Annotated in this window: 27 protein-coding genes and 1 pseudogene; 10 read left to right on the forward strand and 18 right to left on the reverse strand. The window is 61.6% G+C overall.

What is annotated here, in order from left to right; all coding sequences use genetic code 11:
* Window positions 1–2 precede the first annotated feature (2 nt).
* Genes BSF79_RS20275 through BSF79_RS13640 form a run of 5 tightly spaced genes read left to right on the forward strand, consistent with a single transcriptional unit; the run spans window position 3 to window position 3,033 of the window.
* The gene (locus tag BSF79_RS20275; RefSeq protein ID WP_342741876.1) at window positions 3–341 is read left to right on the forward strand and encodes a ScnB-like protein; all 339 of its coding nucleotides are present in this window, start codon (window positions 3–5) and stop codon (window positions 339–341) included.
* Window positions 319–609, forward strand: a complete 291-nt coding sequence (locus BSF79_RS20280) for an SH3-like domain-containing protein (protein ID WP_090270379.1) — start codon at window positions 319–321, stop codon at window positions 607–609. The genes BSF79_RS20275 and BSF79_RS20280 overlap by 23 nt, the downstream gene beginning before the upstream one ends.
* Window positions 599–1,234 (forward strand): nitrile hydratase subunit alpha, encoded by a 636-nt coding sequence (gene nthA / locus BSF79_RS13630; protein WP_090270380.1) that lies wholly within the window; start codon window positions 599–601, stop codon window positions 1,232–1,234. Before BSF79_RS20280 ends, nthA begins: the two co-directional genes overlap by 11 nt.
* Window positions 1,231–2,118 (forward strand): DMT family transporter, encoded by an 888-nt coding sequence (locus BSF79_RS13635; protein ID WP_217650076.1) that lies wholly within the window; start codon window positions 1,231–1,233, stop codon window positions 2,116–2,118. The genes nthA and BSF79_RS13635 overlap by 4 nt, the downstream gene beginning before the upstream one ends.
* Before the next feature lie 9 nt (window positions 2,119–2,127).
* On the forward strand, window positions 2,128–3,033 hold the full coding sequence (locus tag BSF79_RS13640; protein WP_090270381.1) for a lysophospholipid acyltransferase family protein: 906 nt from the start codon (window positions 2,128–2,130) through the stop codon (window positions 3,031–3,033).
* Between the two features lies 1 nt (window position 3,034).
* Here BSF79_RS13640 and BSF79_RS13645 read toward each other — a convergent pair whose 3' ends face one another.
* A complete protein-coding gene (locus BSF79_RS13645) occupies window positions 3,035–3,733 on the reverse strand; it encodes a DUF1223 domain-containing protein (protein ID WP_090270382.1) in 699 nt (232 codons plus the stop codon).
* A 383-nt stretch (window positions 3,734–4,116) separates the two neighbouring features.
* Here BSF79_RS13645 and acnA point away from each other — a divergent pair, with 383 nt between their 5' ends.
* The 3 genes from acnA to BSF79_RS13655 all read left to right on the forward strand — a co-directional run bounded on the left by acnA (window position 4,117) and on the right by BSF79_RS13655 (window position 8,881).
* Window positions 4,117–6,867, forward strand: coding sequence for an aconitate hydratase AcnA (gene acnA / locus BSF79_RS13650; protein ID WP_090270383.1), 2,751 nt, complete (start codon window positions 4,117–4,119; stop codon window positions 6,865–6,867).
* Between the two features lie 80 nt (window positions 6,868–6,947).
* Window positions 6,948–7,118, forward strand: coding sequence for a hypothetical protein (locus BSF79_RS20105; protein WP_245776409.1), 171 nt, complete (start codon window positions 6,948–6,950; stop codon window positions 7,116–7,118).
* 317 nt (window positions 7,119–7,435) lie between these two features.
* Window positions 7,436–8,881, forward strand: coding sequence for a TrkH family potassium uptake protein (locus tag BSF79_RS13655; protein ID WP_090270384.1), 1,446 nt, complete (start codon window positions 7,436–7,438; stop codon window positions 8,879–8,881).
* Between the two features lie 6 nt (window positions 8,882–8,887).
* Here the strand turns inward: BSF79_RS13655 and BSF79_RS13660 are convergent, their stop codons facing one another.
* From BSF79_RS13660 to BSF79_RS13710, 11 genes are all read right to left on the reverse strand, one after another.
* A complete protein-coding gene (locus BSF79_RS13660) occupies window positions 8,888–9,427 on the reverse strand; it encodes a DsbE family thiol:disulfide interchange protein (protein WP_090270385.1) in 540 nt (179 codons plus the stop codon).
* Complete coding sequence (ccmD, locus tag BSF79_RS13665; RefSeq protein ID WP_425443243.1) at window positions 9,420–9,575, reverse strand: heme exporter protein CcmD; 156 nt, start codon at window positions 9,573–9,575, stop codon at window positions 9,420–9,422. The genes BSF79_RS13660 and ccmD overlap by 8 nt, the downstream gene beginning before the upstream one ends.
* A complete protein-coding gene (locus BSF79_RS13670) occupies window positions 9,575–10,306 on the reverse strand; it encodes a heme ABC transporter permease (RefSeq protein WP_090270387.1) in 732 nt (243 codons plus the stop codon). The genes ccmD and BSF79_RS13670 overlap by 1 nt, the downstream gene beginning before the upstream one ends.
* Before the next feature lie 26 nt (window positions 10,307–10,332).
* Window positions 10,333–10,989: a heme exporter protein CcmB gene (ccmB, locus tag BSF79_RS13675; RefSeq protein ID WP_090270388.1), complete on the reverse strand. Its 657-nt coding sequence runs from the start codon at window positions 10,987–10,989 to the stop codon at window positions 10,333–10,335.
* Entirely contained in the window at window positions 10,986–11,603 is a 618-nt protein-coding gene (ccmA, locus tag BSF79_RS13680; RefSeq protein WP_090270389.1) for a heme ABC exporter ATP-binding protein CcmA, read from the reverse strand. The genes ccmB and ccmA overlap by 4 nt, the downstream gene beginning before the upstream one ends.
* 107 nt (window positions 11,604–11,710) lie before the next feature.
* Window positions 11,711–12,064, reverse strand: coding sequence for an Mth938-like domain-containing protein (locus tag BSF79_RS13685; RefSeq protein ID WP_090270390.1), 354 nt, complete (start codon window positions 12,062–12,064; stop codon window positions 11,711–11,713).
* A gap of 10 nt (window positions 12,065–12,074) precedes the next feature.
* Window positions 12,075–12,827, reverse strand: a complete 753-nt coding sequence (locus BSF79_RS13690) for a sulfite exporter TauE/SafE family protein (RefSeq protein ID WP_090270391.1) — start codon at window positions 12,825–12,827, stop codon at window positions 12,075–12,077.
* Complete coding sequence (gene secF, locus BSF79_RS13695; RefSeq protein WP_090270392.1) at window positions 12,820–13,788, reverse strand: protein translocase subunit SecF; 969 nt, start codon at window positions 13,786–13,788, stop codon at window positions 12,820–12,822. Before secF ends, BSF79_RS13690 begins: the two co-directional genes overlap by 8 nt.
* Before the next feature lies 1 nt (window position 13,789).
* The gene (gene secD / locus BSF79_RS13700) at window positions 13,790–15,454 is read right to left on the reverse strand and encodes a protein translocase subunit SecD (protein WP_090270393.1); all 1,665 of its coding nucleotides are present in this window, start codon (window positions 15,452–15,454) and stop codon (window positions 13,790–13,792) included.
* A 34-nt stretch (window positions 15,455–15,488) separates the two neighbouring features.
* Window positions 15,489–15,776: a preprotein translocase subunit YajC gene (yajC, locus tag BSF79_RS13705; RefSeq protein WP_090270394.1), complete on the reverse strand. Its 288-nt coding sequence runs from the start codon at window positions 15,774–15,776 to the stop codon at window positions 15,489–15,491.
* A gap of 146 nt (window positions 15,777–15,922) precedes the next feature.
* Window positions 15,923–16,618, reverse strand: coding sequence for a VIT1/CCC1 transporter family protein (locus BSF79_RS13710; RefSeq protein WP_090270395.1), 696 nt, complete (start codon window positions 16,616–16,618; stop codon window positions 15,923–15,925).
* 138 nt (window positions 16,619–16,756) lie between these two features.
* Here BSF79_RS13710 and serS point away from each other — a divergent pair, with 138 nt between their 5' ends.
* Window positions 16,757–18,049 carry a serine--tRNA ligase gene (gene serS / locus BSF79_RS13715; protein WP_090270396.1) on the forward strand — a complete coding sequence of 431 codons (1,293 nt, stop codon included), beginning with the start codon at window positions 16,757–16,759 and terminating at the stop codon, window positions 18,047–18,049.
* Window positions 18,050–18,198: 149 nt separating this feature from the next.
* Here serS and BSF79_RS13720 read toward each other — a convergent pair whose 3' ends face one another.
* From BSF79_RS13720 to BSF79_RS13730, 3 genes are all read right to left on the reverse strand, one after another.
* Window positions 18,199–19,188 (reverse strand): fatty acid desaturase, encoded by a 990-nt coding sequence (locus BSF79_RS13720; RefSeq protein ID WP_090270397.1) that lies wholly within the window; start codon window positions 19,186–19,188, stop codon window positions 18,199–18,201.
* A gap of 208 nt (window positions 19,189–19,396) precedes the next feature.
* Window positions 19,397–19,633, reverse strand: coding sequence for an EF-hand domain-containing protein (locus tag BSF79_RS13725; protein ID WP_090270398.1), 237 nt, complete (start codon window positions 19,631–19,633; stop codon window positions 19,397–19,399).
* A gap of 148 nt (window positions 19,634–19,781) precedes the next feature.
* Window positions 19,782–20,912 carry a DUF2235 domain-containing protein gene (locus tag BSF79_RS13730; RefSeq protein ID WP_090270399.1) on the reverse strand — a complete coding sequence of 377 codons (1,131 nt, stop codon included), beginning with the start codon at window positions 20,910–20,912 and terminating at the stop codon, window positions 19,782–19,784.
* Between the two features lie 67 nt (window positions 20,913–20,979).
* Between BSF79_RS13730 and BSF79_RS20315 the strand changes: the two genes are divergently transcribed.
* Window positions 20,980–21,141: a DUF3039 domain-containing protein gene (locus BSF79_RS20315; RefSeq protein WP_425443244.1), complete on the forward strand. Its 162-nt coding sequence runs from the start codon at window positions 20,980–20,982 to the stop codon at window positions 21,139–21,141.
* Here the strand turns inward: BSF79_RS20315 and der are convergent.
* From der to BSF79_RS13745, 3 genes and pseudogenes are all read right to left on the reverse strand, one after another.
* A pseudogene (gene der / locus BSF79_RS13735) lies at window positions 21,095–22,453 on the reverse strand (ribosome biogenesis GTPase Der); the annotation flags it as partial. The gene BSF79_RS20315 and the pseudogene der overlap by 47 nt on opposite strands.
* A gap of 50 nt (window positions 22,454–22,503) precedes the next feature.
* Entirely contained in the window at window positions 22,504–23,838 is a 1,335-nt protein-coding gene (locus BSF79_RS13740) for a PQQ-like beta-propeller repeat protein (protein ID WP_090270401.1), read from the reverse strand.
* 58 nt (window positions 23,839–23,896) lie between these two features.
* Window positions 23,897–24,580: a hypothetical protein gene (locus BSF79_RS13745; RefSeq protein ID WP_245776410.1), complete on the reverse strand. Its 684-nt coding sequence runs from the start codon at window positions 24,578–24,580 to the stop codon at window positions 23,897–23,899.
* Between the last annotated feature and the right edge of the window lie 36 nt (window positions 24,581–24,616).

Below are 24,616 nucleotides of genomic sequence, written 5' to 3' on the forward strand. Positions count from 1 at the left end.
TCATGAGCGATATTTCAGGACGCCGCTGGCACGACATGGGCGGGGACGCGGCAGGGCCGGTCCCGATGGAAGGGCATGATTTTGCTCTGTGGGAAAAGCGTGTAGATGCTTTGATGGCATTGTGCTCGGCCAAGGGACATTTCACCGTTGACGGGCTGCGCCGCGCGCTCGAAGATATGGGCGAAGACGCGTTTGAGAACCACAGTTACTATGAACGCTGGGTCGCCGCGATCAACCAAAACCTGATCGAGGCCGGGCTGTACACGCTTGAAGAACTTGGCACGCGGATGCAGGTGGTCGCAGCACGAGGACGCACCTATGGCGATGCATCAGGTGCATAATCGCGTGCGGGTGCGGGCGATTATGCCGCCAGGCCATGTTCGGGTGCCTGCCTATTTGCGAGGTAAAACCGGGGTGATTGAGCGCGCACTTGGTGCTTTCAGCAACCCCGAACAACTTGCCTATGGGCTGCCAGCAGACAAAACACCGCTCTATCGTGTGCGGTTCACCATGCAGGATATCTGGGGTGAGCAGGCGGAATCGCCCATCGACACAATTGACGCCGAAATCTTCGCGCACTGGCTGGAGGAGCTGAGCGATGCCCCATGATCACCACGACCTAAGCCCCTCTGGACATCCCTACAGGACGGATAACGATGGCCCTCTGACCTATTGGCAGCAAATGGAAATTGCGCTGCGCGAGTTGCTGATCGAAAAAGGCATCCTGACGGCGGCCGAGGTTTCCGCCCAGATTGATCTGATGGACAGCAGAAGCCCTGCCAACGGTGCCGCAGTTGTCGCGCGCGCTTGGACAGACCCGGATTTCAAGGCGCGGCTACTGGACAATGCAGGTGATGCGGCGCGCGAGATGGGGTTTGACATCGGCGTCCTGCATCTGATCGCGGTGGAAAACACCGATATGGTGCACAATCTGATCGTCTGCACCTTATGTTCCTGTTATCCGCGAAATCTGCTGGGGTTGCCGCCAGACTGGTATAAAACGCGAGCCTATCGCAGTCGCGCCGTACGCGAGCCCCGTGCCGTTCTGGCGGAATTCGGAATAACCCTGCCCGAGACCGTGCAGCTGCGCGTGCATGACAGTACTGCGGATATGCGCTATATCGTGCTGCCCGCGCGCCCTGCGGGCACCGAAGGGTTGGATGAAGCGGCGCTGGCGCAGTTGGTGACACGAGATTCCATGATCGGCACGGGGCTGCCTCGGGCGCTTGAATGAACAAATTGTCCGACACGGCCTTGGCGATCGTCCTGATGATCGGGGCGATCTTTTTCTTTTCAGCCATGGATGCAACCGCCAAAGAACTGAGCGGGCGTATTGGCCCGGTGCCCGCAATCTGGGCCCGGTATGCCGGGCAAAGCCTGGTGGTGCTGATCCTCGTTGCGCCCCGCCTGGGTCAGGTTGCGCGGACACGCTATCCTTGGTTCCAGCTGGCGCGTTCGATCCTGCTGATGTGTGGCACCGGTTTTTTCTTCTTCGGCATCGCCAATATCGGTCTGGCCGAAGCGACAGCAATCATGGATATTAACCCGGTTCTGATCACGCTGGGCGCCGCGTTGTTTCTGGGAGAGAAGATCGGCCTGCGCCGGGCCATCGGCATTGCAGCGGCCATGATCGGTGCCCTGATCGTGATCCGCCCTGGTTCGGGAGTTTTCTCCCCCTACGCGCTACTGCCGCTCATCGCGGCTTTCAGCTTTTCGGCCTACAATCTGGTGACACGGTACCTTGGCAAGAATGAAGATACATGGACCTCAATGTTTTACACGTCGCTGTTTGGCACGGTGATCCTGTCGGCGGTGGTGCCGTTCTACTGGCAACCACTGAACTGGACAGAAGTCGGGCTGATGGCGATGCTGGCGCTGTTCGGCACGCTGTCGCAGCTTTTGTTGATCCGGGCCTTGTCACTGGGTGAGGCGGGAATGCTTGCCCCCTATGCCTATGTCGGGCTGATCTTTGCCACGCTGTGGGGCATCGTCTTTTTCGATGAGTTCCCTGATCAATGGACCATTCTGGGCGCGCTTGTGATTGTGATCTCAGGGATTTATGTCTGGCACCGAGAAACCTTCGGCAAGGCCACCAATGTGGCCCCCCGTTCAACCTGACTGAGCCCGATGACCGACAGCCCGACCAGCGCCCTGCCCTTTGGCACCCGTGCCCGGTATTTCCTTAGCAATCTGGTGTTGCGCGCGCTGTTCGGGCTTGCGCTATCGCTACCCTATCGCTGGCGCGTGCCGATGATGGGCTGGCTGGCTTCGCATGTTCTGGCACCGATCACCGGATGGCGTCGGCGCGTGCGGCAGAACCTTGCGCACGTGATGCCGGACCTGCCGCAGGCCGAGGTTGAGCGGTTGTCGCGTGCTGTCCCCGACAATGCAGGCCGCACTCTGATCGAAATCTATTCGGGCGACGATTTCACCGCCCGCGCCAGACGCGCACCAATCGAAGGTCCCGGTCTTGCCGCGTTGGAGCAAGCGCGCGATCAAGGTCGCCCGGTGATCCTGATGACCGCGCATTTTGGCAATTACGACGTCGCACGCGCCGCATTGATCGCACGGGGTCACAATATGGGCGCGCTGTACCGCGCAATGAATAACCCCTATTTTAACGCCCACTATGTACGGTCGATCGGGCGCATTGGCCTGCCGTTGTTTCAACAGGGACGGCGCGGCATGATGCAGTTGGTCAAACACCTGCGCGGTGGTGGCGTTCTGGGCATTCTGACCGATCTCTACGCGGCTGATGGTGTGCCGTTGCCGTTTTTTGGCAAACCTGCGCTGACCTCACTGGTCACGGCGGAACTGGCGCTGAAATATAACGCGCCGCTGATCCCCACTTTCGTGCTGCGGGCGGAAAACGGGCTGGATTTCACCGTCATCCTGCAAGAGCCGATCGCCCCATCCGACCCCGAGACCATGACGCGGGAAGCCAATGACCGACTGGAAGCGCTGGTGCGCGAACACATGGATCAATGGTTCTGGATTCACCGGCGCTGGAAAAACGCTGACCGGAAGGCGTGACTCAGCGCAACCGTGCAGCGGCCAGAATTTCGCCAGGGCCCTTGCGTTGAACGATCACCACAATCGGTTGGGTCCCTGCAGCGGCGGCGGTCAGTGCGAGTGGCCGCCGGGTATCCCATTCCTCCAGTCTCCGCCATTCGGTCACGATGTTGGAATAGGTCAGATGCCTGCCATCGTTTTCGCCAGACCGGATTGTGATCCGCTCTTCGGGAGTATACCGCACCAGTTGCACCAGAAGAGGCTCGTCCATCGGGCGTTGCATCCGCGCCGAAATCATAACCTGTGCGCCATTGCGTTTCAGGGTCAGCGTTACTGCCGCGGGTTGGTCGGCGTGTTTGCGGATCAGATCACCCACATCAACCGGATGATTGCCAACCACATGCTCCTTCCCGCCCACAATCATCTGCGGCGTGTAAACAGTGCGCCGCCCGGCAGCCACGGCATAAGCCTTTTGCCGTCTGGTATGGTGCGGACTGGCGAACACATCTTTCCAACCGATATAATCCCAGTAGTCCACGTGCAGCGCGAGCGCGATCACATCGTCACGCGGGGCCAGCGTTGTCAGGAACGCATCGGCCGGCGGGCAAGACGAACACCCCTGAGAGGTATATAGCTCGACCACGACTGGCCGCGTGTCCGCAGCCGCCGCCGCCATTGCCCCGACCCAAAGGGCAGCCGCCCAAATCACCAACTGACGCATATCGCCTGACTTCCCCAAATCCTTTGATGCCCGAGTTCTAGGTGGTTCAGGTTGAAATAACCAATCAAGGTTTTGCGAGACGCGGGTGATCCCCTGACCTGCGCTATTCACGCAATACCGCTGAGTGCGGCACTGCCACAGTCGGACCGACCGTTGCAGACCGTTGCTGAATTTTCGGGCGGGGCATATTCCGCGAAGCGATATTACGCTTGCCGCATTTACCGCCTTTCCCCCTGTGTTTACACGTCGGCAGCGGCGGAATTCGGTGAATTGTGTGCGATGGTATACAATTTTCACGACACCCCTCTTGATTGCGCCCGCGCGATGCGGCAGAAGCAAGCCAGCACAACCCCTTATTTTCCTGCACAGAGGGAGGCCACCAGATGCCCATCATCGTCGGACAAGATACTGCCAAGACCCGCAAGACCCTTACGGTCGGCGGTCAATCCGTTTCCTATTACTCGATTCCCGCCGCGCAAGCTGCCGGTCTTGGCGACTTCGCCAAGCTGCCCGCAGCGCTGAAAGTGGTGTTGGAAAACATGCTGCGCTTCGAAGACGGCGGGCGCACCGTGTCGGTCGATGACATCAAAGCGTTTGCCGAGTGGGGCGCCAACGGCGGCAAAAACCCGCGCGAGATCGCTTACCGCCCGGCCCGCGTTCTGATGCAGGATTTCACTGGCGTTCCCGCCGTGGTTGACCTTGCCGCCATGCGCGACGGCATCAAGGCTCTGGGTGGCAACGCCCAGAAGATCAACCCGTTGAACCCGGTTGATCTGGTCATCGACCACTCGGTCATGATCGACGAGTTTGGCAATCCGCGTGCGTTCCAGATGAACGTCGACCGCGAATATGAACGCAACATGGAACGCTACCAGTTCCTGAAATGGGGTCAGGGCGCGTTCAACAACTTCCGCGTTGTCCCGCCGGGAACAGGCATCTGCCATCAGGTGAACCTGGAATACCTGGCGCAAACCGTCTGGACCGACACCGACCAAAGCGGGGCCGAGGTCGCTTACCCCGACACGCTGGTGGGCACCGACAGCCACACCACGATGGTCAACGGCCTTGCTGTTCTGGGTTGGGGCGTTGGCGGGATCGAGGCCGAGGCCGCGATGCTGGGACAGCCGATTTCGATGCTGATCCCCGAAGTCATCGGGTTTGAGCTGACCGGCGCGATGGTCGAAGGCACCACCGGCACCGATCTGGTCCTGAAAGTTGTCGAACTGCTGCGCGCGCGTGGCGTGGTTGGAAAATTCGTTGAATTCTATGGCGCGGGTCTTGATCACCTGCCGCTGGCAGACCGGGCCACGATTGCCAACATGGCGCCGGAATATGGCGCGACCTGCGGATTCTTCCCGATTGACGGCGAAACCCTGCGTTATCTGCGCAACACCGGCCGTGACGAAGCGCGTATCGCGCTGGTCGAAGCCTATGCCCGTGAAAACGGTCTGTGGCGCGATGCCGGATACGCTCCGATCTATACCGACACGCTGCATCTGGACATGGGCACGATTGTGCCTGCCATTTCCGGCCCCAAGCGCCCGCAGGATTATCTGCCGCTCGACACCGCGTCAGAGGCATTCCTGAAGGTCGTGTCTGACTACCGTGGCGTGGATGCAACCGAAGCCGCCAAAGACATGGCCGCCGAAGGCCCTGCCCCCACACCCCCGCTGGACCTGCGCAAATCGCAGCCCGTCAAGGGCGAAGATTACGCACTGCGTGACGGCTCGATCGTGATCGCCTCGATCACGTCGTGCACCAACACGTCGAACCCCTATGTGATGATCGGCGCCGGCCTTGTGGCGCGCAAAGCCCGCGCGTTGGGCCTGAATCGCAAACCTTGGGTAAAAACCTCGCTGGCCCCCGGCTCGCAGGTGGTTTCCGAATATCTTGAGGCCGCTGGCCTGCAAGAGGATCTGGACGCCATCGGTTTCAACCTCGTTGGCTATGGCTGCACCACCTGCATCGGCAACTCGGGTCCGATTCAGCCCGAATTGTCCGAAGCGATTGCCGAAGGCGACCTGATCGCCACGTCGGTTCTGTCGGGCAACCGCAACTTCGAAGGCCGGATCAGCCCCGATGTCCGCGCTAACTATCTGGCCTCGCCGCCACTGGTTGTGGCCTATGCGCTGGCCGGTGACATGAACGTCGACATCACAACCGAGCCTTTGGGCACCGGCAAGGATGGTCAACCTGTCTATCTGAAAGACATCTGGCCGACCAATGCCGAAATCTCGGCTCTGGTCGAACAGACCGTCACCCGCGAAGCGTTTTTGAAAAAATACGCCGACGTGTTCAAGGGCGATGAAAAGTGGCAAGCCGTCGAGACGTCAGAGGCCGAAACCTATGACTGGCCCGCGACATCGACCTATATCCAAAACCCGCCCTATTTCCGCGGGATGAGCGCAACAGCTGGCACAATCAAAGACATCACCGGCGCCAAGGTGCTGGCGGTGCTGGGCGATATGATCACCACTGACCACATCAGCCCCGCCGGTTCGTTCAAGGCTGACACGCCTGCCGGTAAGTATCTGATCGACCGTCAGGTTCCGGTACGCGAGTTCAACTCCTATGGCTCGCGTCGTGGTAACCATGAGATCATGATGCGCGGCACTTTCGCCAACATCCGCATCAAGAACGAAATGCTGGATGGCGTCGAAGGTGGCTTCACCAAAGGGCCCGATGGCGCCCAAACAACGATTTTCGATGCGTCCATGGCCTATCAGGAAGCCGGAACTCCGTTGGTGATCTTTGGCGGCATCGAATACGGCGCAGGCTCGTCGCGTGACTGGGCGGCCAAGGGCACCAACCTGCTGGGCGTCAAGGCTGTGATCGCTGAAAGCTTCGAGCGTATCCACCGCTCCAACTTGGTGGGCATGGGCGTGATCCCGTTCGAGTTCACAGGTGGCGACACTCGCAAGACCTTGGGTCTGACCGGAGATGAGACCGTGTCGATCACCGGGCTGGAAGGCGATCTGACGCCCTTGTCCAACGTACCGGCCACAATCACCTATGCCGACGGCACGGTGAAAGAGATTCAGGTAAAATGCCGGATCGATACCGAAGTTGAGGTTGAGTACATCGAAAACGGCGGCGTTCTGCACTATGTGCTGCGCAACCTGGCCAAGTCGTAAGACCGCGCCACATTGCCGTGACTTGACGGGCACCCTTCGGGGTGCCCTTCTTCTTTGGGACCGTCCAATGGGGTGACGCCATGGAAAAAGTGGTGCTGGTCACCGGTGGCGCGCGTGGAATTGACCGAGCCATTGTCGAAAACCTTGCGGCGGATCATGACGTCGCGTTCACCAGCCTCGGCATCAATCCCACTGCGCTGCTGGATGCTGCCCATCCTGACCTGCTGAACCTCCACGCCACACAGACCTGACACCGGATGGCAGCGCCGCGCAGGTGGTCAGACGGACAATCGCCCCCAGCGTAATCAATACACCCCCGAGCCGCATCGCGACGCTGACCTGACCGCGCAATTTATCAATCAGACCGCACCTGGCCGCATCGGCACCCCCGCAGGACATTGCCAAGGCTGTCCGCGTCCTTGCTCCCTTGAGGCTGATTTCATCACCGGCGAGGGACTGACTGTTTCAGGGAGCTACCGGCTATGATGATGCGGGACACGGCTCTTTCCCTCTGGACGTTCCCTATGCGCAGGCGTTAACTCCGCGAAAGTGGAGCGGGCAGGTAGATATGCTTTACGGTCAAGTCGTCCGGGTCAACGGCTATCTTACGATCGCCATGGGCGTGACCATGCTGCCGTGTTTGATGGTCGACCTTCTGACCGGGCAGCAAAGCCCGGCGATTTTCGGACAATCCGCTGGATTGGCGCTGCTGATCGGCGTGTTGGTCGTGATCGCCACCTCCAACAACAAACACAACACCATGAGCATCCGCGAAGCATTCCTGCTGACCAGCGGCACGTGGTTCTATCTGCCGGTGGTCGGCGCCCTGCCCTTCATCCTCGGCGCGCCGGAGGTGAACTTTCTGGATGCCTATTTCGAAGCAGTTTCGGGCATGACCACCACCGGAGCCACGGTGTTTGAAAAGATCGAGGACCTGCCAGCCGGGACGCAACTGTGGCGCGGTATCCTGCAATGGCTGGGTGGGCTGGGCATTGTTGTGGTGGCGATGATCTTTTTGCCGGTGATGCGTGTGGGCGGCATGCAGTTTTTCCGCTCCGAGGGGTTTGACACACTGGGCAAGGTGATGCCGCGCGCGCCGGATATCGCGCGCTCTCTGCTGGAGCTGTATATCCTGCTGACGCTTGTCTGTACGTTTTCCTATATCCTGTTCGGAATGCCGATTTTCGATGCTGCCGTGGTGGCCATGACCACGGTTTCAACCGGGGGATTCGCCACGTCCGATGCCTCCTTCGCGGCCTACTCGGGGCCTCTGGAATACGTCTCATCCGTATTTATGCTGATCGCGTCGATGCCATTCATCCGCTTTATCCAACTGTCGCGTGGACAGGTGCAGCCCTTGTGGCAGGACGTGCAGGTACGCAGCTATCTGCGTTGGACCGGGTATGCGATCGCCTCGGTGGTGGTCTGGCGCCTGCTGCATGAAACCACGGGCTTTTGGGTGGTGCTGCGTGAAACCACCTTCAACATCGTCACGCTGTTTTCCGGCACCGGGTTTGCCAGCGCCGATGTGGTTGCTTGGGGTAGTTTTCCCCTGAGCGTGATTTTCATCGTCGGGCTGATCGGCGGTTGCACCGCGTCAACCGGGTGTTCGGTCAAGGTGTTCCGCTGGCTGGTGCTGATCGAAGCGATCAAGACGCAGGTGCGCCGCATCCAGTCCCCGAATGCCATTCTGAAACCCCGTCTGGGTGCGCAACCAATCCCGCCAGACGTGTTCGATTCGGTGATCGCCTTCTTCGCGCTGTTTACGCTCACCTTCGGTCTGCTGACCGTGGCGCTGGATCTGACCGGGCTGCATATCTCGACCGCGATCACCGCCGCTTGGACCTCGATCGCGAATGTCGGTCCGGCTTACGGGCCCGAAGTATCAGGCTCGGGCGCGCTGGATGCCTTTCCAGCCGCCGCAAAATGGCTGATGATTTTCGGTATGTTGGTGGGGCGGCTCGAAGTGCTGTCGGTCTTCGTGCTGTTTACCCGGACCTTCTGGCAGGATTGACTTGGCTTATTGCCCCTTGGCCTGCGCGATCGCGCGGCCCAGCGTCGTCTCGATCACCCTCTGCGTGATAGGCCCGGCGTGGCGCGCCACAATCTGGCCGTTCCCGTCAATCACATAGGTCTCAGGCACGCCATACACGCCCCAGTTCAGACCCATCCGACCCCCCTCATCAGCACCAATGGCGGCAAACGGATCGCCCAGTTCTGCCAGAAACCTCAGCGCATTTTCCGGCTTGTCCTTATAGTTCACGCCATAAATCGTCACGCCACTTTGTGCCAGCGCCTCAAGATTGGGGTGCTCGACCCGGCAGGGCGCGCACCACGAGGCCCAGAAATTCACCAGCTTCACAGTACCATCGCGCAGGGTTTCATCGGTGAACACCGGCAGATCGCCCAGCGACGTCACCTGCACCGCAGGCGCAGGTTTACCTGCCAACGCGGTGGGCAGTTCGTCGGGGTTTTCCCGGCTCATCCCGACCCAGAACATCACCGCCAACCCGGCAAATATCACCGGCGGCGCCAGCATCATCGGTGACAGCTTAGCCATTGCGCTTGCTCCGTTTTTCGACGTCGTTCAGCGCCGCCTTGGCGCGGCGCGATTGAATGACACTGACCACGACCAGCGCCACAATCAACGCAATCGACACCGCATAGGACGACAGAACCGCCCCGGCATATTTTCCCAGTTCCGGCATCAGCTCACCCTCTCACGTGCCAGCAAGGCGCGTGTCCGCCGTGCCCGAATTTCGGTTTGTGTCCGCAGGAACACCAAAGCCACAAACAACAGGACGAACCCGGCGATGCTGACCAACAACGGATAGTAAAACACATCCGCCACGTTTTCCTGCTTGTCCAACGACAGCGATGCCCCCTGATGCAGCCCCTGATTCCAGAAATTCACCGCATAGCGGCTGAGGATCGCAAAAACTGATCCGACAAGGCACAGGACCGAGGTCAGGTCCGCCGCAGTGTCATCGTCTTCGACCGCGGCCCACAGTGCCATATAGCCCAGATAAAACAGGAACAGGATCAAGAAAGAGGTCAGGCGCGGATCCCATTCCCACCAAGTGCCCCACATTGGTTGGCCCCAGATTGCGCCGGTAATCAGCGCGATGACGGTCATCGTCGCCCCGATCGGGGCCGCCGCGCGTGCCGCCAGCGCGCTGACATGATGCCGCCGCACAATCCAGATCAGCGAAGCGACCAGCATCATCATCCAAGCATTGATGGCCATCAAAGCGGCAGGCACATGCAGATAGATGATCTTGACCGTCGCCCCCTGACGATAGTCCTCTGGCGTGAAAAAGAACCCCCAGATCAGCCCGCCCGCCAGCGCCACAACGGCCAGCGCCGACACCCAAGGCAACAGCTTGTCCGTGGTGGCGATAAATTTCCGCGGATTGGCATATTCCCAGATCGAGCCCATGTCTCTCCCTCTCCTAAGCATGCGCCTTAGCGCAGGTTGACCCTCAGTACCGCAGCCGATGCAAAAGGCAACAGCGCGATAGCGCCGCAAGTGATTCCGGCCAGCATCATCAAAGGGGTCGTGGTCTCCAGCCCCTCGATTCCGCGCCGCGCCATTTCGGCACCAAAAATAAGCGTTGGCACATACAGCGGCAAGACCAGCAAGCTCAACAGCAGCCCGCCGCGTTTCAGCCCGACCGTCAGCGCCGCGCCAAACGTTCCGATCACGCTCAGCGCGGGCGTTCCCAACAAAAGCGAGATCAGCAGCGGCTGATATCCCGCTTCCGGCAAACTGAGCAGCAAGCCAAAGACCGGAGCCGCCAGCACAAGCGGCAGGCCCGTCGTCAGCCAATGCGCCAGTGCCTTGATGCTGACAATCGCCTCCATCGGCAATGGCGCGGTGGCCAGCAGATCAAGGCTGCCGTCCTCCCAGTCGAGCGCAAAAATCCGGTCCAGCGACAGCAGGCACGCCAGCAGCGCCCCGACCCACAGGATACCCGGCGCGATTTTTGACAACAGCCCGCTGTTGGGGCCAACGCCGAAGGGCACCAGAACCACCACAATCAGGAAAAACGCCAGCCCAAGACCAAAACCGCCCCCGGCGCGGACTGCAAGACGCAGATCCCGGATCAGCAGCGCAATCACAGGAACGCCCCGTCGAAATCATCCAAGGCCGGAGCTTTGGCCCGGAACGGTGCGACATCCAACACGCGCGCCTCGGCCAATCCAAGATCAATATGCGTCGCCATCAAAGCCAGCCCTCCACCCGCCAGATGCGCCCGTACCGCCTGTGCAAACAGCCCCACTGCGGCGGCGTCCAGCGACACGGTCGGCTCGTCCAGCACCCAGACCGGGCGACCGGTGACAACCATTCGCGCCAGCCCAAGCCGCCGCTTCTGCCCAGCCGAAAGCCCGCCTGCCGGACGCTCGGCCAATCCCTCAAGCTCGAACGCGGCCAAGGCCGGGTCGATCCCGCCTGTGGCAAAGACATCCGCCCAGAATTGCAGATTTTCGCGCACGCTCAGCACCGCCTTGATCCCGTCGGCGTGCCCGGCATAGGCCATCGCCTCACGCTCAAGCCCCACGTGCCCGGCCAGCGCAGGCTGCAAGCCCGCAATCGTACGCAATAGCGTGGTCTTGCCCGATCCGTTCGGACCACGCAGCACCAAAGCCTCGCCCGCCCGCACTGTGAAGGCAACGCCTTCCAGCACGGGAACGCCCCCTCTGGCCACGGATAAATCGGTGACAACAAGTTCCATATGCCCCTCCTATCCGATTGCCTGCCAACGGAAAAGCGCGATCCGATAGCCGCGTCACATCGCCCGTTCCACCTTGCCTGAAACAAGGCGCAAACGCGGCCAGGTCCTCAGACCGGCAGCACCGCCAGGGCGACGCGGCGCCCTTCGGACACAAGCACATTGTACGTCCGGCAGGCCGACGGCGAATTCATGGTTTCAACCCCGATCCCCAGCGCCTCAAGCCGCGTACGAAGACCGGCAGGCGGGTGGGCAATCTCTGACCCCATGCCCAAAAACAACACATCTACCTGCCCGGCCAACGCCTCTAGTGCGGCTAGATCCTCCAGCCCACCCCAAACGCTTGCGCGTTCAGCCGTAACGATGATCGCCCCCGTCAAGACTTGGCCCGCCACGCGAAAAAAGCCTGGACCATAGCCGTCAATCGGCACCGCATCGCGGAACGTGATCTCGTTCATCTGCATGAAGCACTCCTTAATCCCACAGCGGCAAGCCGCTTAGCGCCGCCACAAAGGTAATACCATATCCTACTGCACGATACAGTCGCTGCCGGTCCGGTCGGAACGCGGCCGCCCCTGCCATATTGCCCAACAGGTTGGGCACCGCCAGCATCAGTCCCAGCAGGATCGGCGTCTGCTCAAGCTGCCCCTGCACGCCCAGCAAAAGCAGCAATGTCACATCGAATGCAAAAAGGTACATCATGATATTCGCGCGGATCACCTGCGTCGGTTCCGTCGAAGCCATGTGCAGCAAGATCACCGGTGGCCCCGGCAGGCCCGCCACCCCGCCCAGAAACCCCGACAAAGCACCGGTTCCCAGTTGCATCAGGGCGGTGATCTGCCCCCTGAGGCGCCATCCTGCGGCCAGCAGCAGCGGCACCACCAATGCGATGCCGCTGACAAGATAACGAAACACCTCGGGGCGCACCGCATACAGAACCATCAAGCCGAACGGCAGTGCAACCAGCGTCCCCAGCCACATCCGCCCCACATCGGCCAGCCGCCCGTCTGCCTTGGCGCGGGGCAGATTTGGCAGCGGGCCAAAAACATCCATCACCACCAGCGTGATCAGCGTCCAGACCGGCGGCATGAACTGCCCGGCGATCGGTAAATAAACAAGGGCCGTGCCGAAGCCGGAAAAGCCCCGCACGAACCCTGCAAGAAAAACGCCCGCGATCAGCCAGCCCAACCCGTCGAAGTCGAGCAGGGCCGACACCGCCTCAGGCATCTATGTTGGCGAATTGGTTGCCCTGATTGCCATCGGGCTTGGACCAGTCACGCTTGACCCCAAGAAACAGCACGATGTTCTTGGCCACATAGACCGACGAATACGTGCCCACGACCACACCCCAGGTAATGGCAAAAACAAACCCGCGGATAACGTCCCCGCCCAGCACCAGAAGCGCAATCAGCGCGACCAGCGTGGTACCGCTGGTCATCACCGTCCGGCTGAGGGTTTCATTCACCGTCAGGTTCATCAGGTCGCGCAGCGGCGTTGTCTTGAACTTGATCAGGTTCTCGCGCAGCCGGTCAAAGATCACCACCGTGTCGTTGATCGAATACCCGATGATGGTCAGGATCGCCGCAATCGTCGCCAGATCGAAGCGGATTTGCAGCGCTGCGAAAATCCCGATTGTCAGGATCACGTCATGGAACAATGCCACAACCGCCCCGACCGAGAACTGCCATTCGAACCGCAGCCAGATATAGAACAGGATCGCCGCAAGCGATGCTGCGACCGCGATGAACGCCGTTTGGATCAGCTCGCCCGACACTTTCGGGCCGACCGATTCGACCGACGGAAAGGTGATCGACGGGTCCACCGCCTTCAGCACATCCTCGATCGACTGGATCGTATCCGCCGCAACACTTTCCTGCCCGTCTTGGGCCTGAATGCGGATCATCGAAACGAATTTGTCTGAGCCGAACGAGGGGTCGAAAACCTCGGTGATCGACACGTCCCCCAGATCAAGCGGCGAGATTGCAGCGCGATAAGACCCGACATCGACCGCTTGCGAGGATTCTGTGCGGATCGTGGTGCCGCCCTGAAAGTCGATGCCGAAATTCAGCCCCATCACGCCCCAGGCGATCAGCGACAGGATCATAGCCACCACAGATGCCCCGAAGGTGATCCGGGCATAGCCGAAGAAGTCATAGTTGGTGACTTCGGGGAACAGTTTCAGGCGCATGTCAGACCTCAATCGTTTTCGGGCGGCGGCGCTCGAACCACAGAACAATGAGCAGGCGGGTCACGAAAATCGCCGTGAAGACCGAGGTCAGGATACCCAGCCCCAGCGTAATGGCAAAGCCCCGTACCGGACCAGAGCCCAGCATGAACAGGATCGCCGAGATGATGAACGTGGTGATGTTGGCATCGATGATCGCCGACAGCGCCCGATCATAGCCCAACTCGATCGCGCGGGCCGGGCCTTTGGCGGTCCGCAACTCTTCGCGGATACGCTCGAACACCAGCACGTTGGCGTCGACGGCCATACCGATGGTCAGCACGATCCCCGCGATCCCCGGCAGGGTCAGCGTGCCGCCGATCAGGCTGAGCGCGCCAAAGATCAGCCCGACGTTGGTCATCAAAGCAATGTTGGCAAAGGTCCCGAACAGGCCATAGCTTAGCTGCATAAAGACCAGCACGGCCAGGAAGGCCACGATACAGGCAATCTTGCCCGCCGCGATACTGTCAGCGCCCAGTTCCGGCCCGATGGTGCGTTCTTCAAGGAACTCCAGCCCGGCAGGCAGGGCACCGGCCCGCAGAAGAACCGCGAGATTGGTACTTTCCTCAACGGAAAAAGACCCGGTGATGATCCCCGATCCGCCGCCGATGTGGCTTTGGATCACCGGCGCGCTGATCACCTCGTCGTCCAGCACGATGGCAAAGGGGTTGCCGATGTTTTCCGCAGTATAGTCGCCAAACTTGCGGGCGCCCGAGGTATTAAAGCGGAACGACACTGCGGGGCGACCGTTCTGATCAAACGTCGGCTGCGCATCGACCAGTTCTTCGCCGGTGACAACGGGGTTTTGCTCAAGAACGTAGTACAGGCCTTCTTCGTCCAGAGCAGGCAGCAGTTCGCGCCCGGCGCCCGGCGGCATGTCCGCATTGCCGGTACGGGTCACCACGGGCTGAAAAGTAAGCTGCGCGGTGGTGCCGATGATGCCTTTCAGCTCGGCCGCCGATCCGACACCCGGCACCTGAATCAATATCCGGTCCGAGCCCTGACGCTGAATCGTGGGCTCACGGGTGCCGACCTCGTCGATCCGGCGACGGATGATTTCCAGCGCCTGTTTCACCGTACGCTCGTCAGTGGCCAGCATTTCAGCCTCGCTGAGCGTGACAATCACGTCTGCCCCGTCCACGGTCACGTCAATGTCGCTGGCCCCTGCCCCGGTCAGGCTGACCACCGGACGCGCGAGACCGCGCACCAGTTCGGCGGCGCGGTCTGCCATGTCGGGATGCTGGTTCAGACGAACGCGCAGTTCCGGGCCGTTGGAACGTTGCAGACGAATGGTGCCGATGCTGTCGCGCTCTTCGCGCAGCAGGTCGCGGACCTCGGGCCACATGCCCTGCACCCGCGCCTCATAGACATCGGCCACCTGAACTTCGGCCAGAAGATGCGCACCACCGCGCAGATCCAGACCCAGATTGACCAGACCGGAGGGCAGGAAAGACGGCCAGCGCGCCGCCTGTTCTTCCAGCCCGTTGCCGGATGCGCCATTCTCAATCGCGGCCACGGCATCGTTGCGCGCTTCAACCCGCGAGTAGAAGGCATTCGGAAGCGCCAGCAGCAGACCAAGGACACAAAGCCCGATGATCACCACTCGCTTCCACAGATCGATCTGTAGCATTTATCCGACTTTCGCTAGGAATTGTCGTTCGTAATCAGGTATTTGCAGCAGCAGGCTCGGTCTTGCTGATCACCTGAGCGATGGTCGACTTGACGACGCGGACCTTGACGCCTTCGGCCAGTTCCACCTCGATCTCGTTGTCATCTTTGACTTTGCTGACCTTGCCGATCAGGCCGCCCTGAGTGATCACCTGATCGCCGCGACGCAGGGCGGTGACCATCGACTGATGCTCTTTCAACTTTTTCTGCTGGGGACGGATCAGCAGGAAATACATGATTGCGAAGATCAGGATGAGGGGGAGAAACTGGCCGTAAGCTTGCATCGGGTCTGTCCTTGTTGACTATGGCGGGGACCGGCCCCGCGATTTTGCACGGAACCTATGTGCCAAGATCGGCATTTGCAAGGCGACAAACAGGTGTCGGTATCACGTCGGTATTGCGTCGGTATCACGTCGGTGCAGCGTGGTGCCTAGACCACCGCCCCGAACATCATCCCAACAATAGCCGTCACCGCCATTGCCACCGCCCCCCAGAAGGTCACGCGGAGACACCCGCGCAGCATCGGCGCCCCGCCGGCCCGAGCCCCAAACGCGCCCAGCAGCGCCAGAAAGATCAGGGTCGAAATCGTAACCGTGATCAACAGCGCCGATGCGGGCACCAGCAGAACCACCGCCAGTGGCAGCGACGCCCCAACCGCAAAGGTCACCGCCGAGGTGAGTGCCGCCTGTAGTGGTCGCGCCGTTGTCATGTCAGAGATCCCCAACTCCTCGCGCGCATGTGCCCCCAGCGCGTCGTGCGCTGTCAGCTGGCGCGCCACGTCCAGCGCGGTTTCCTGTGTCACGCCACGATCGACAAAGGTTGCGGCCAGCTCTTCGAGCTCGAACGCGGGCTGCTCTTTCAGTTCCAGGCTCTCGCGGGCCAGATCTGCGGCTTCTGTATCCGACTGCGAACTGACCGACACATATTCGCCTGCGGCCATCGACATTGCGCCGGCCACGAGCCCTGCGGTTCCGGCAGTCAGGATTTCACCGGTGCTTGCGGCTGATGCGGCCACACCCACGATCAAACTGGCGGTCGAAACCAACCCGTCATTCGCGCCCAGTACCGCTGCGCGTAGCCAGCCGACCCGATGCACACTATGGGATTCCGTATGTAGCCTGCTCATGCTGTGTCCTTACCGATTCGTTATTTTGTGGTGTCAGCTTAACCGCCGATGCCACCGCCGTGCAGCAATCGGTTACACCTTGAACAAAAAGGCAGTAAGAACCTGATCAACTGACGACTCATTGCAAGGAAGACGACAATGCACGACATCCGCGCCATCCGCGAAAACCCCGCCGCTTTTGATGCGGCTTTGGCCCGGCGTAGGGCGTCGGCGATGTCGTCGGAAATCCTTGCGCTGGACGAGGCACGGCGTGCGATGATCAATGCGGCGGAAACGGCGCAGGCGGATCAGAACAAGGCCAGCAAAGAAGTGGGCGCCGCCAAAGGCCGCGGTGATGAGGCCGAGTTCGAGCGGCTGCGGGCGCTGGTGGCCGAGAAGAAGGCCGAAGTGGCGCAGATGCAGACCGAGGCCAAGGCGCTGGACCAGCAGCTGACCGATCTGTTGATGACGCTGCCCAATACGCCATTGGACGGCGTGCCGGATGGTGCTGATGAGGCGGACAACGTCGAGATCCACCGTTGGGGCACGCCGCGCGTGTTCGATTTCGCGCCCAAGGAGCATTACCAGCTGACCGGCGTTGTGCCGGGGATGGATTTCGAGACGGCGGCGAAGCTGTCGGGGGCGCGGTTTGTGGTGCTTTCGGGCGCTGTGGCACGGATCCACCGGGCGCTGGCGCAGTTCATGCTGAACACCCATGTGGATGAGAACGGGCTGACCGAGGCTTGGACGCCGGTGTTGGTGCGCGAAGAGATGATGCTGGGCACCGGACAGTTGCCGAAATTTGGCGAAGACAGCTATCGGACCACGGATGGTTGGTGGCTGGTGCCGACGGCAGAGGTGACGCTGACCAATATCGTCAACGGGGTAACACTGGAGGAGGATTACCTGCCGCGGCGCTATGTGGCGCAGACGCAGTGTTTCCGCTCTGAGGCGGGCAGCGCCGGGCGCGACACCGCAGGCATGCTGCGGCAGCACCAGTTCGAGAAGGTCGAGATGGTGTCGATCACCAAGCCGGAAAACAGCCAGGCGGAACATGATCGCATGACCAAATGCGCCGAAGGCATCCTTGAGCGGTTGGGCCTGCCCTATCGCACCGTGGTGCTGTGCACCGGGGATATGGGATTTGGCGCGACAAAGACCCACGATATCGAGGTCTGGTTGCCGGGTCAGGATACCTACCGCGAGATTTCGTCGGTTTCTGTCTGTGGGGATTTTCAGGCCCGGCGGATGAACGCGCGGTATAAGCCCGCAGCGGGTGGCAAGCCCGAGTTCGTGCATACGCTGAACGGGTCGGGGCTTGCGGTCGGGCGCTGTCTGATTGCGGTTCTGGAGAACGGGCAGCAGGCGGATGGGTCGGTGCGCCTGCCCGAGGTGCTGCATCCCTATCTGGGCGGCAAAACCACATTGAGCCAAGACAGCACGCTGATCTGATCCGGCGAAGCGTGGGCATTTCATCTTCGGGTGGATTGGGGCGCTGCCCCAAACCCCGGAGTATTTTCATCAGAAAGAAGCCGGGGTTTGGGTTCAGAAGCGCGTGACCGCGCGCGTCGGTATTCGTGTGCGGCTGGGCTTAGATGGGCTTAGGCTGTTGCGCTAGTTGTTGACTGAGCGGCTTTGGGGAACGGCACGAGTTTGCCGCGCTCCTCGTCCCACAGTTTGAGCCGGAACGCGCCCAGAGCCTGCGGCCAGCGGACGATGTTGGTTTGCGGGGCCAGTGCATGGCTGATCTCGCGATGGCAACGCCGGAGCCGGTAGGATGGGATGCGTGGGTCGAAATGGTGGATGTCGTGATAGGCGATATTGCCGGTGCCCAGATCCCACCACCAGCCCAGATCCAGCGCCGAGGAGCCTTTGAGGGCGGCAATCTGCGGGTCCAGATCGGGGCGACGGTCCCAATATGTGTCCTCGAAATTATGCTGGAGGTAGACCAGGAACACCCCGATTGCCCCGGCCAGAATGGCGGTGGCCACCCAGACCCAGATGCCGACCCAGCCCGACAGTGCATAGATCAGCGCCAGCCACAGGGCGATGCCCAGATTATGCGCCAGCACCTCGGCCACGCCGGTGCGCAGGGTGTTTTTCGGCCAGCGGTAGCGCAGGAAATACACGAACACGCCGCCGACCAGCAGCAGGATCACCGGGTTGCGGTAGAGCCGGTAGTAGAGCCGTTGCCACGGTCCGGCTTGTTGCCACTCGCGCAGGGTCATGGTGTTGACCTCGCCAGCCTCGCGGTGTTCGAGGTTGCCGATATGGGCGTGATGGACGTTATGATTATAGCGCATCGCCTTGTAGGGCGTCAGCGTGAACACCGACAGGCCGTAACCCGCCCAGTCGTTCTGTGCCCGCGTTTCGAACAGTGAGGCGTGGCCGCAATCGTGTTGCAGCACATAGAGCCGCACACCGGCGAAGGCATTGATCACCACCATCGGCGCGACCACCCACCAGACCGACGCCCAGTGGATCGCGATCCAGAGCGAGGAAAAGTAGACGGCGAATGTGCCGAAGTAGCTGACATTGGCCAGCCGGTTGTCTTTCTCAATGTAATTCTGCGTAAAGTCCCTGACCGACATAATAACCCCCGGAGTTCTTCTTCGCGCCTCTTTAAGATGGGGCACAAACGGATTGTTGCAACCACTAGTGCGGTTTCACGACAGATATTTGACCAAATCAGCGGGCGCCGGAAGGTAATCCGGGCAAAACAAAACCCCCGGCGCAAAAGCACCGGGGGCAAACCGGGGGCTTACCGACATGTCACGAGGCAGACAGTCGGAACCGGGATCAGCCTTCGATAACGCCAGCTTCGATTGCGGCGGCCAGCTCGTCTTCGCTGATTTCGCCATCGGCGTCGGTGTCGATTTCGGCGAAGGTCTCGGCGGTCAGGTCAGCGTAGGCTGCGGTCATTTCTTCCATCGAATAGGTACCGTTACCGTCGATGTCTGCCAGCATGGTTTCGGCAGAAGCCTGAACTGTCGTCAGCGCCAGTGCGGCGGCCAGGGTCAGAACAAGGTTTTTCATTCAGGATTACTCCAAAAGTGACGATTAAGCCACTGAAACAAAGGCGATATTGCCCTCGACGAGATACATGTCAGAAATTTTGAAACCCACAAGAGGGATAAGATGAGCCGCCCTGTGGCGCGGTGAAAAATCGGCCAAAAGGCGCCGATCATTTCGCCAGAATAGCTGCCAGAACCCTGCTGAGGGACGCCGGGCGGTAGCCGGATACCGCGCGCACCCGGTCGGCGGCGTTTATCGAGACCTCGGAAGGGCGCGCGGGCCCGGAGCGGTCGCGTAAAAGCAGGCCGCCAAGCGAGAACAGGCCCGCTTTTTTGAGCGTATCTGGCAGGGGGGCGGCCGAATCAGCGGGGCCGACCAGTTGCCGCAGCAGCACGCGGTCGAATTCCAGCCCGGCCATGCGCGCGCCCTCGGCGATCCAGTCGGCGGTGCCTGCGGAAAGCTGCGGCACGGTGCCGCTGCCGCCGACGATACCGTGGTTGCCGGGGAACCAGAGCTGTCGATAGGGCGGTTCGGGATCGGTGGCGCCGTCGTTGAGGGTATCGAGATTGTCCCACAGGGTCGGCGGATACAGGCGGCGGCGTTCGTCAATCGCCACCGCGTGGCGGGCCGAGCGGACCGAGCGCGACAGCGCGGCATCGTGGAAGGTGTATTTGTGGTTGATCAGCTTGGCGAGCACCCCCAGAAAGCTGGGCAGGCCAAGGGCGCCGACCGTGTCCCACACACCAAGATAGGCGAGTGTCAGCAAGCGCGTGTCATCCATCCCCTGCGCCAGCCGCCAGTCGAAATCTTGTTGGCTGGTAGCGGTGATCGGCGCGAAATCGGCGCGGAAGCGTTTCGACGCCTTGCTGTCGGGGTGGGTATCGGGGCCGCGGGCGCGGTATTGGGCAATCGCTTCGTTGATACGGGCGATCCGGTCGCGCGGCGGGATGCCCGCGCTGCGGATCAACCCGGCCAGCGAGCGCGCGGTATAGGCGCCGCGCGAGAAGCCGAAGATAAAAATCTCGTCTCCCGGTTCGTAGCAAAAGACCAGATGGCGGTAGGCGTCGATGATATTGTCATCCAGCCCCCAGCCGAACGCGCCGCCGAGAAACCTGTCGGTGAGCCGCGCCACCATGTTGCTGCCGCGCCCGGTGCCGACACCCTGTTGGTAGAACACCACCTGTGTGCGGCCATCGACGGCCGAGGGCGTGACCGCCTGCGCCAGGCGCACCGCGTGGGTGGGCCGCCCCGCATCCAGCCGGTTCCAGGTGCCGTCACAAAAGAATACGATCCGCTTCATGCCAGCAGTCTAGCCGCAACGCGCGCGAAAGCGGACTCAAATTCAGCCCGGACCGCGCGCGTGCTTGGTGCAGCTTACTTGGCGGGGCCGCGTTTCTTGGCAAGGTGCTTGCCGAGGGCGCCGGGTTTGCGCTCTTTGCGGCCTTTATAGGGGTTCTTTTCCCCCTGCCCGCGCATGGTCAGGCGGATGGGTGTGCCCGGCATGTCGAAGTCGGTACGCAGCCCGTTGACCAGATAGCGTGAATAGCTTTCGGGCATCTTTTCGGGGTGCGAGCACATCACGATAAAGCCGGGGGGCCGGGTTTTGGCCTGCGTCATGTAGCGCAGTTTGATCCGCTTGCCGGCGGGGGCGGGTGGCGGATGCGCCTCCATCATGCCCGCGAGCCAGCGGTTCAGCTGCGCGGTGGTGACGCGGCGGTTCCAGACATCATAGGCTTTTTCGACAGCGGCGTGCAGCCGATCAAGGCCCTTGCCGGTTTTGGCAGACACGGTAACCAGCGGTGCGCCACGCAGCTGCGGCAGCAGGCGTTCGAAGGATTCGCGCAGGGCCCTGAGTTTTTCCTGCTTGTTCTCTTCGACGTCCCATTTGTTGACGGCGACGATGACGGCGCGGCCTTCGCGCTCGGCCAGATCGGCGATGCGCAGGTCCTGCTGTTCAAACGGGATTTCCGCATCAAGCAGCACGATCACCACTTCGGCGAATTTGACCGCGCGCAGGCCATCAGAGACGCTGAGTTTTTCCAGCTTGTCCTGCACCTTGGCGCGTTTGCGCATGCCGGCGGTGTCCCAGATGCGGATCGGCAGACCGTTCCAGTCGATGGTCAGCGAGATCGCATCGCGGGTGATCCCGGCCTCGGGGCCGGTCAGCAGGCGGTCTTCGCCCATGATGGCGTTGATCAGCGTGGATTTACCCGCGTTCGGGCGACCGACGACAGCGATCTGCATCGGCTTGTCCATGGTCGGCACGCGCACGGCGTCTTCGTCTTCGTCGTCCTCGGACAGATCAACATCGGTTTCGGGGGTGTCTTCGGTGGCGTTGGCGGCAAAGCCATCGGCCAGCGGCATCAGCACGGTCAGCAGGTCAGAGATGCCTTCGCCGTGCTCGGCGGACAGGCGCAGCGGTTCGCCCAGGCCCAGACCGAACGCTTCGAGATAGCCGCCCTCGCCCGCCTTGCCCTCGGCCTTGTTGGCAACGAGGATGACGTGTTTGGCGCGTTTGCGCAGGATCTCGGCGAAGAGTTCATCGGTGGGGGTGACGCCGACGCGGGCGTCGATCATGAACAGGCAAATATCGGCCATATCGACCGCACGTTCGGTCAGGCGACGCATCCGCCCCTGAAGGCTGTCGTCGGTCACTTCTTCCAGCCCGGCGGTATCAACCACCGTAAAACGCAAATCGCCCAGCCGCGCCTCGCCTTCGCGCAAATCGCGCGTCACACCGGGCTGGTCATCGACCAGCGCCAAGCGGCGACCAACCAAGCGGTTGAAAAGCGTGGATTTTCCCACATTGGGACGGCCCACAATGGCCAGGGTGAATGTCATCTTTCAAGGCTCCAAGACGGATCAAGCCGCTCAGATACACCATTGTGGCGTCAACGGAAAGCGTGCAATTGCCCGCGCGTGCCAACGACATAGAGCGTGCCACCCGCAACGATCGGCGCGGTGGTGGCGCCGCCGGGCACCTCGATCGTGCTCAAGAGCGCGCCGCTGGCCGGATCATAGAAGCGCAGCAGGCCGTCGTTCGAGGCGACCACAAGCCGCCCACCGGCAAGGATCGGGCCGTAGTGGGCATAGACCTCGGCGGCTTTGCGCGGGGTGTATTTGACGAAATTCGGCAGTTTGGTGCCCCAGACGCGGCGACCATCCGAGGCGTTCAGCCGGACCAGTTCGTTCTGGTCGGTCAGCACGAACACCGCGCCGCCCGCAGGCCAGACCGGGCTGATCGCGCCTTCGCGGGCGGTCCAGATCCGTTCGCCATCATCAATGTTCAGCGCCACGAGGCGCCCGGAATGCGAGCCGACATAGACCACATTGCCATCGACCACCGGATCGCCGGTGATGTCGCTGACCTTGGCGATGGATTTGAAGCGGCGCTGGCCAGAGACCTGCGTGGCCCAGACCCGCAGGCCGCCCTTGCGGAATGCTGCCTGAACAGAGCCATCACCATAGGCGAACAACGCGAACTTGTCGGTGACCGCGGGGGCCGCGGCGCCCAGCACGTTGCTGATATCGCCAGCCTGGGTCAGCTGCCAGCGGATGCGGCCGGTATCGGCCTCAAGCGCCCATGCGGTATCGTCGCCGCCCACCAGATAGACCACCCCGCCGTAAACGGTGGGCGCGCCTGAGCCGGTGGCATCAAGGTTCTGGGTCCACAGCACGGCGCCGGTGGTCGGGTCCATCGCGGTCAGGCGACCAAAGCCGGACGAGACAAACAGCTTGCCCTCGCCCAGAGCCAGCCCGCCGCCGGTGGCCTCGGAGGATTTATCGCGTGCCGGGGTCAGATCGCTTTGCCACAGCGTGGCGCCCTCGGTCGAAGTGGCGGTGACTTTGGCTTCGGCGTCCAGCGTGAAAATACGCCCGCCCGAGATCACGGGATCGGCGGTAATGCGGTTGCGGCGGCCATCCCCCGCGCCGATTTCGGCGCTCCAGACCAGCGCCGGGGTGGCGCGCAGGCTGGGGTTGGAGGCGCGGTATTTGGGGCTGCCGATGCGGTGGGTCCATTCGGCATTCACCGATTGTGCAGGCAGGCGCAGCGCGGTGGGTTTGCTGACCGCGTCAAGCGGCGCCTCGCTGTCTTGGCCAGTGTCCTGATTGGCCAGAATCGCACGAATATCTTCGCGCTTGCCCGGCAGGATCACCTCGCGTTCGGCACAGGCTGCCAGAAGGGTCACCCCGATCAAGCCAAAAACAACTGAACTGCGTTTCACCGATCCTGCCCTCTTTCATTCATTCCGTGGTGGTTGTCCAAGATCCGGGCGCGTGCCCTCAATTCCCTTGTTCGGCCTCTTGCGTGCCGCCACCAAGGGCCACAATCAACTGAGACGCGCGGCGACGCAAGCCTGCAGTGACCTCTGAGTCCGCGATGATCCGCTCAAGCCGGGAAATGGCCGCCTCGGGCTTGCCTTCGGCGCTGTCAAGCAGGGCCAGTTGCTCTTCTGCCAGCAGGCGCAGCGGTGATCCGGTCTGCACCACGCTTTCCAGCCGCAGGCGGCGTTCGGCGGGTTCCAGGCTGTCACCTTGCAACAGGATCGACTTGAAGCCCGCGATCTGGCGGTAAATCTCGGGGACGTCACCATTCAGGGCGATGGCATCAAGCTGGGCGACGGCCTCGGGGGTTTGGCCCGCGTCGGCCAGTTCGGCAGCGCGCAGCAGGGCCACGACAACTTCGGCCGAGGTGCCGGTTTCGCCGATGCCGTCCAGGGCAGTCGCACGTTCGGGGGCGTCGTCCTGTTCCAGCGCGGCGACGATGGAATCGCCAAGCGCCTGTGCGGTTGCGATGTCCTGCGCTTTGCGCCATTCGTTATACGCCGCGCCGCCGACCAGCAGCAAAACCGCCACGATCGCGATCCAGCCATAGCGGCGGATCAGGGCGAACAGGCGGTCACGGCGGACCTCTTCGGTGACTTCTTCGATGAAACTGTCGGTATCGCTCACGCCGGTGCCCCTCATGATTTGCCCCCTCTTAGCGCGAAGCCCCCCGGCTGC

This window comes from Thalassovita taeanensis (genome assembly GCF_900110775.1).
Classification (GTDB): domain Bacteria; phylum Pseudomonadota; class Alphaproteobacteria; order Rhodobacterales; family Rhodobacteraceae; genus Litorimicrobium; species Litorimicrobium taeanense.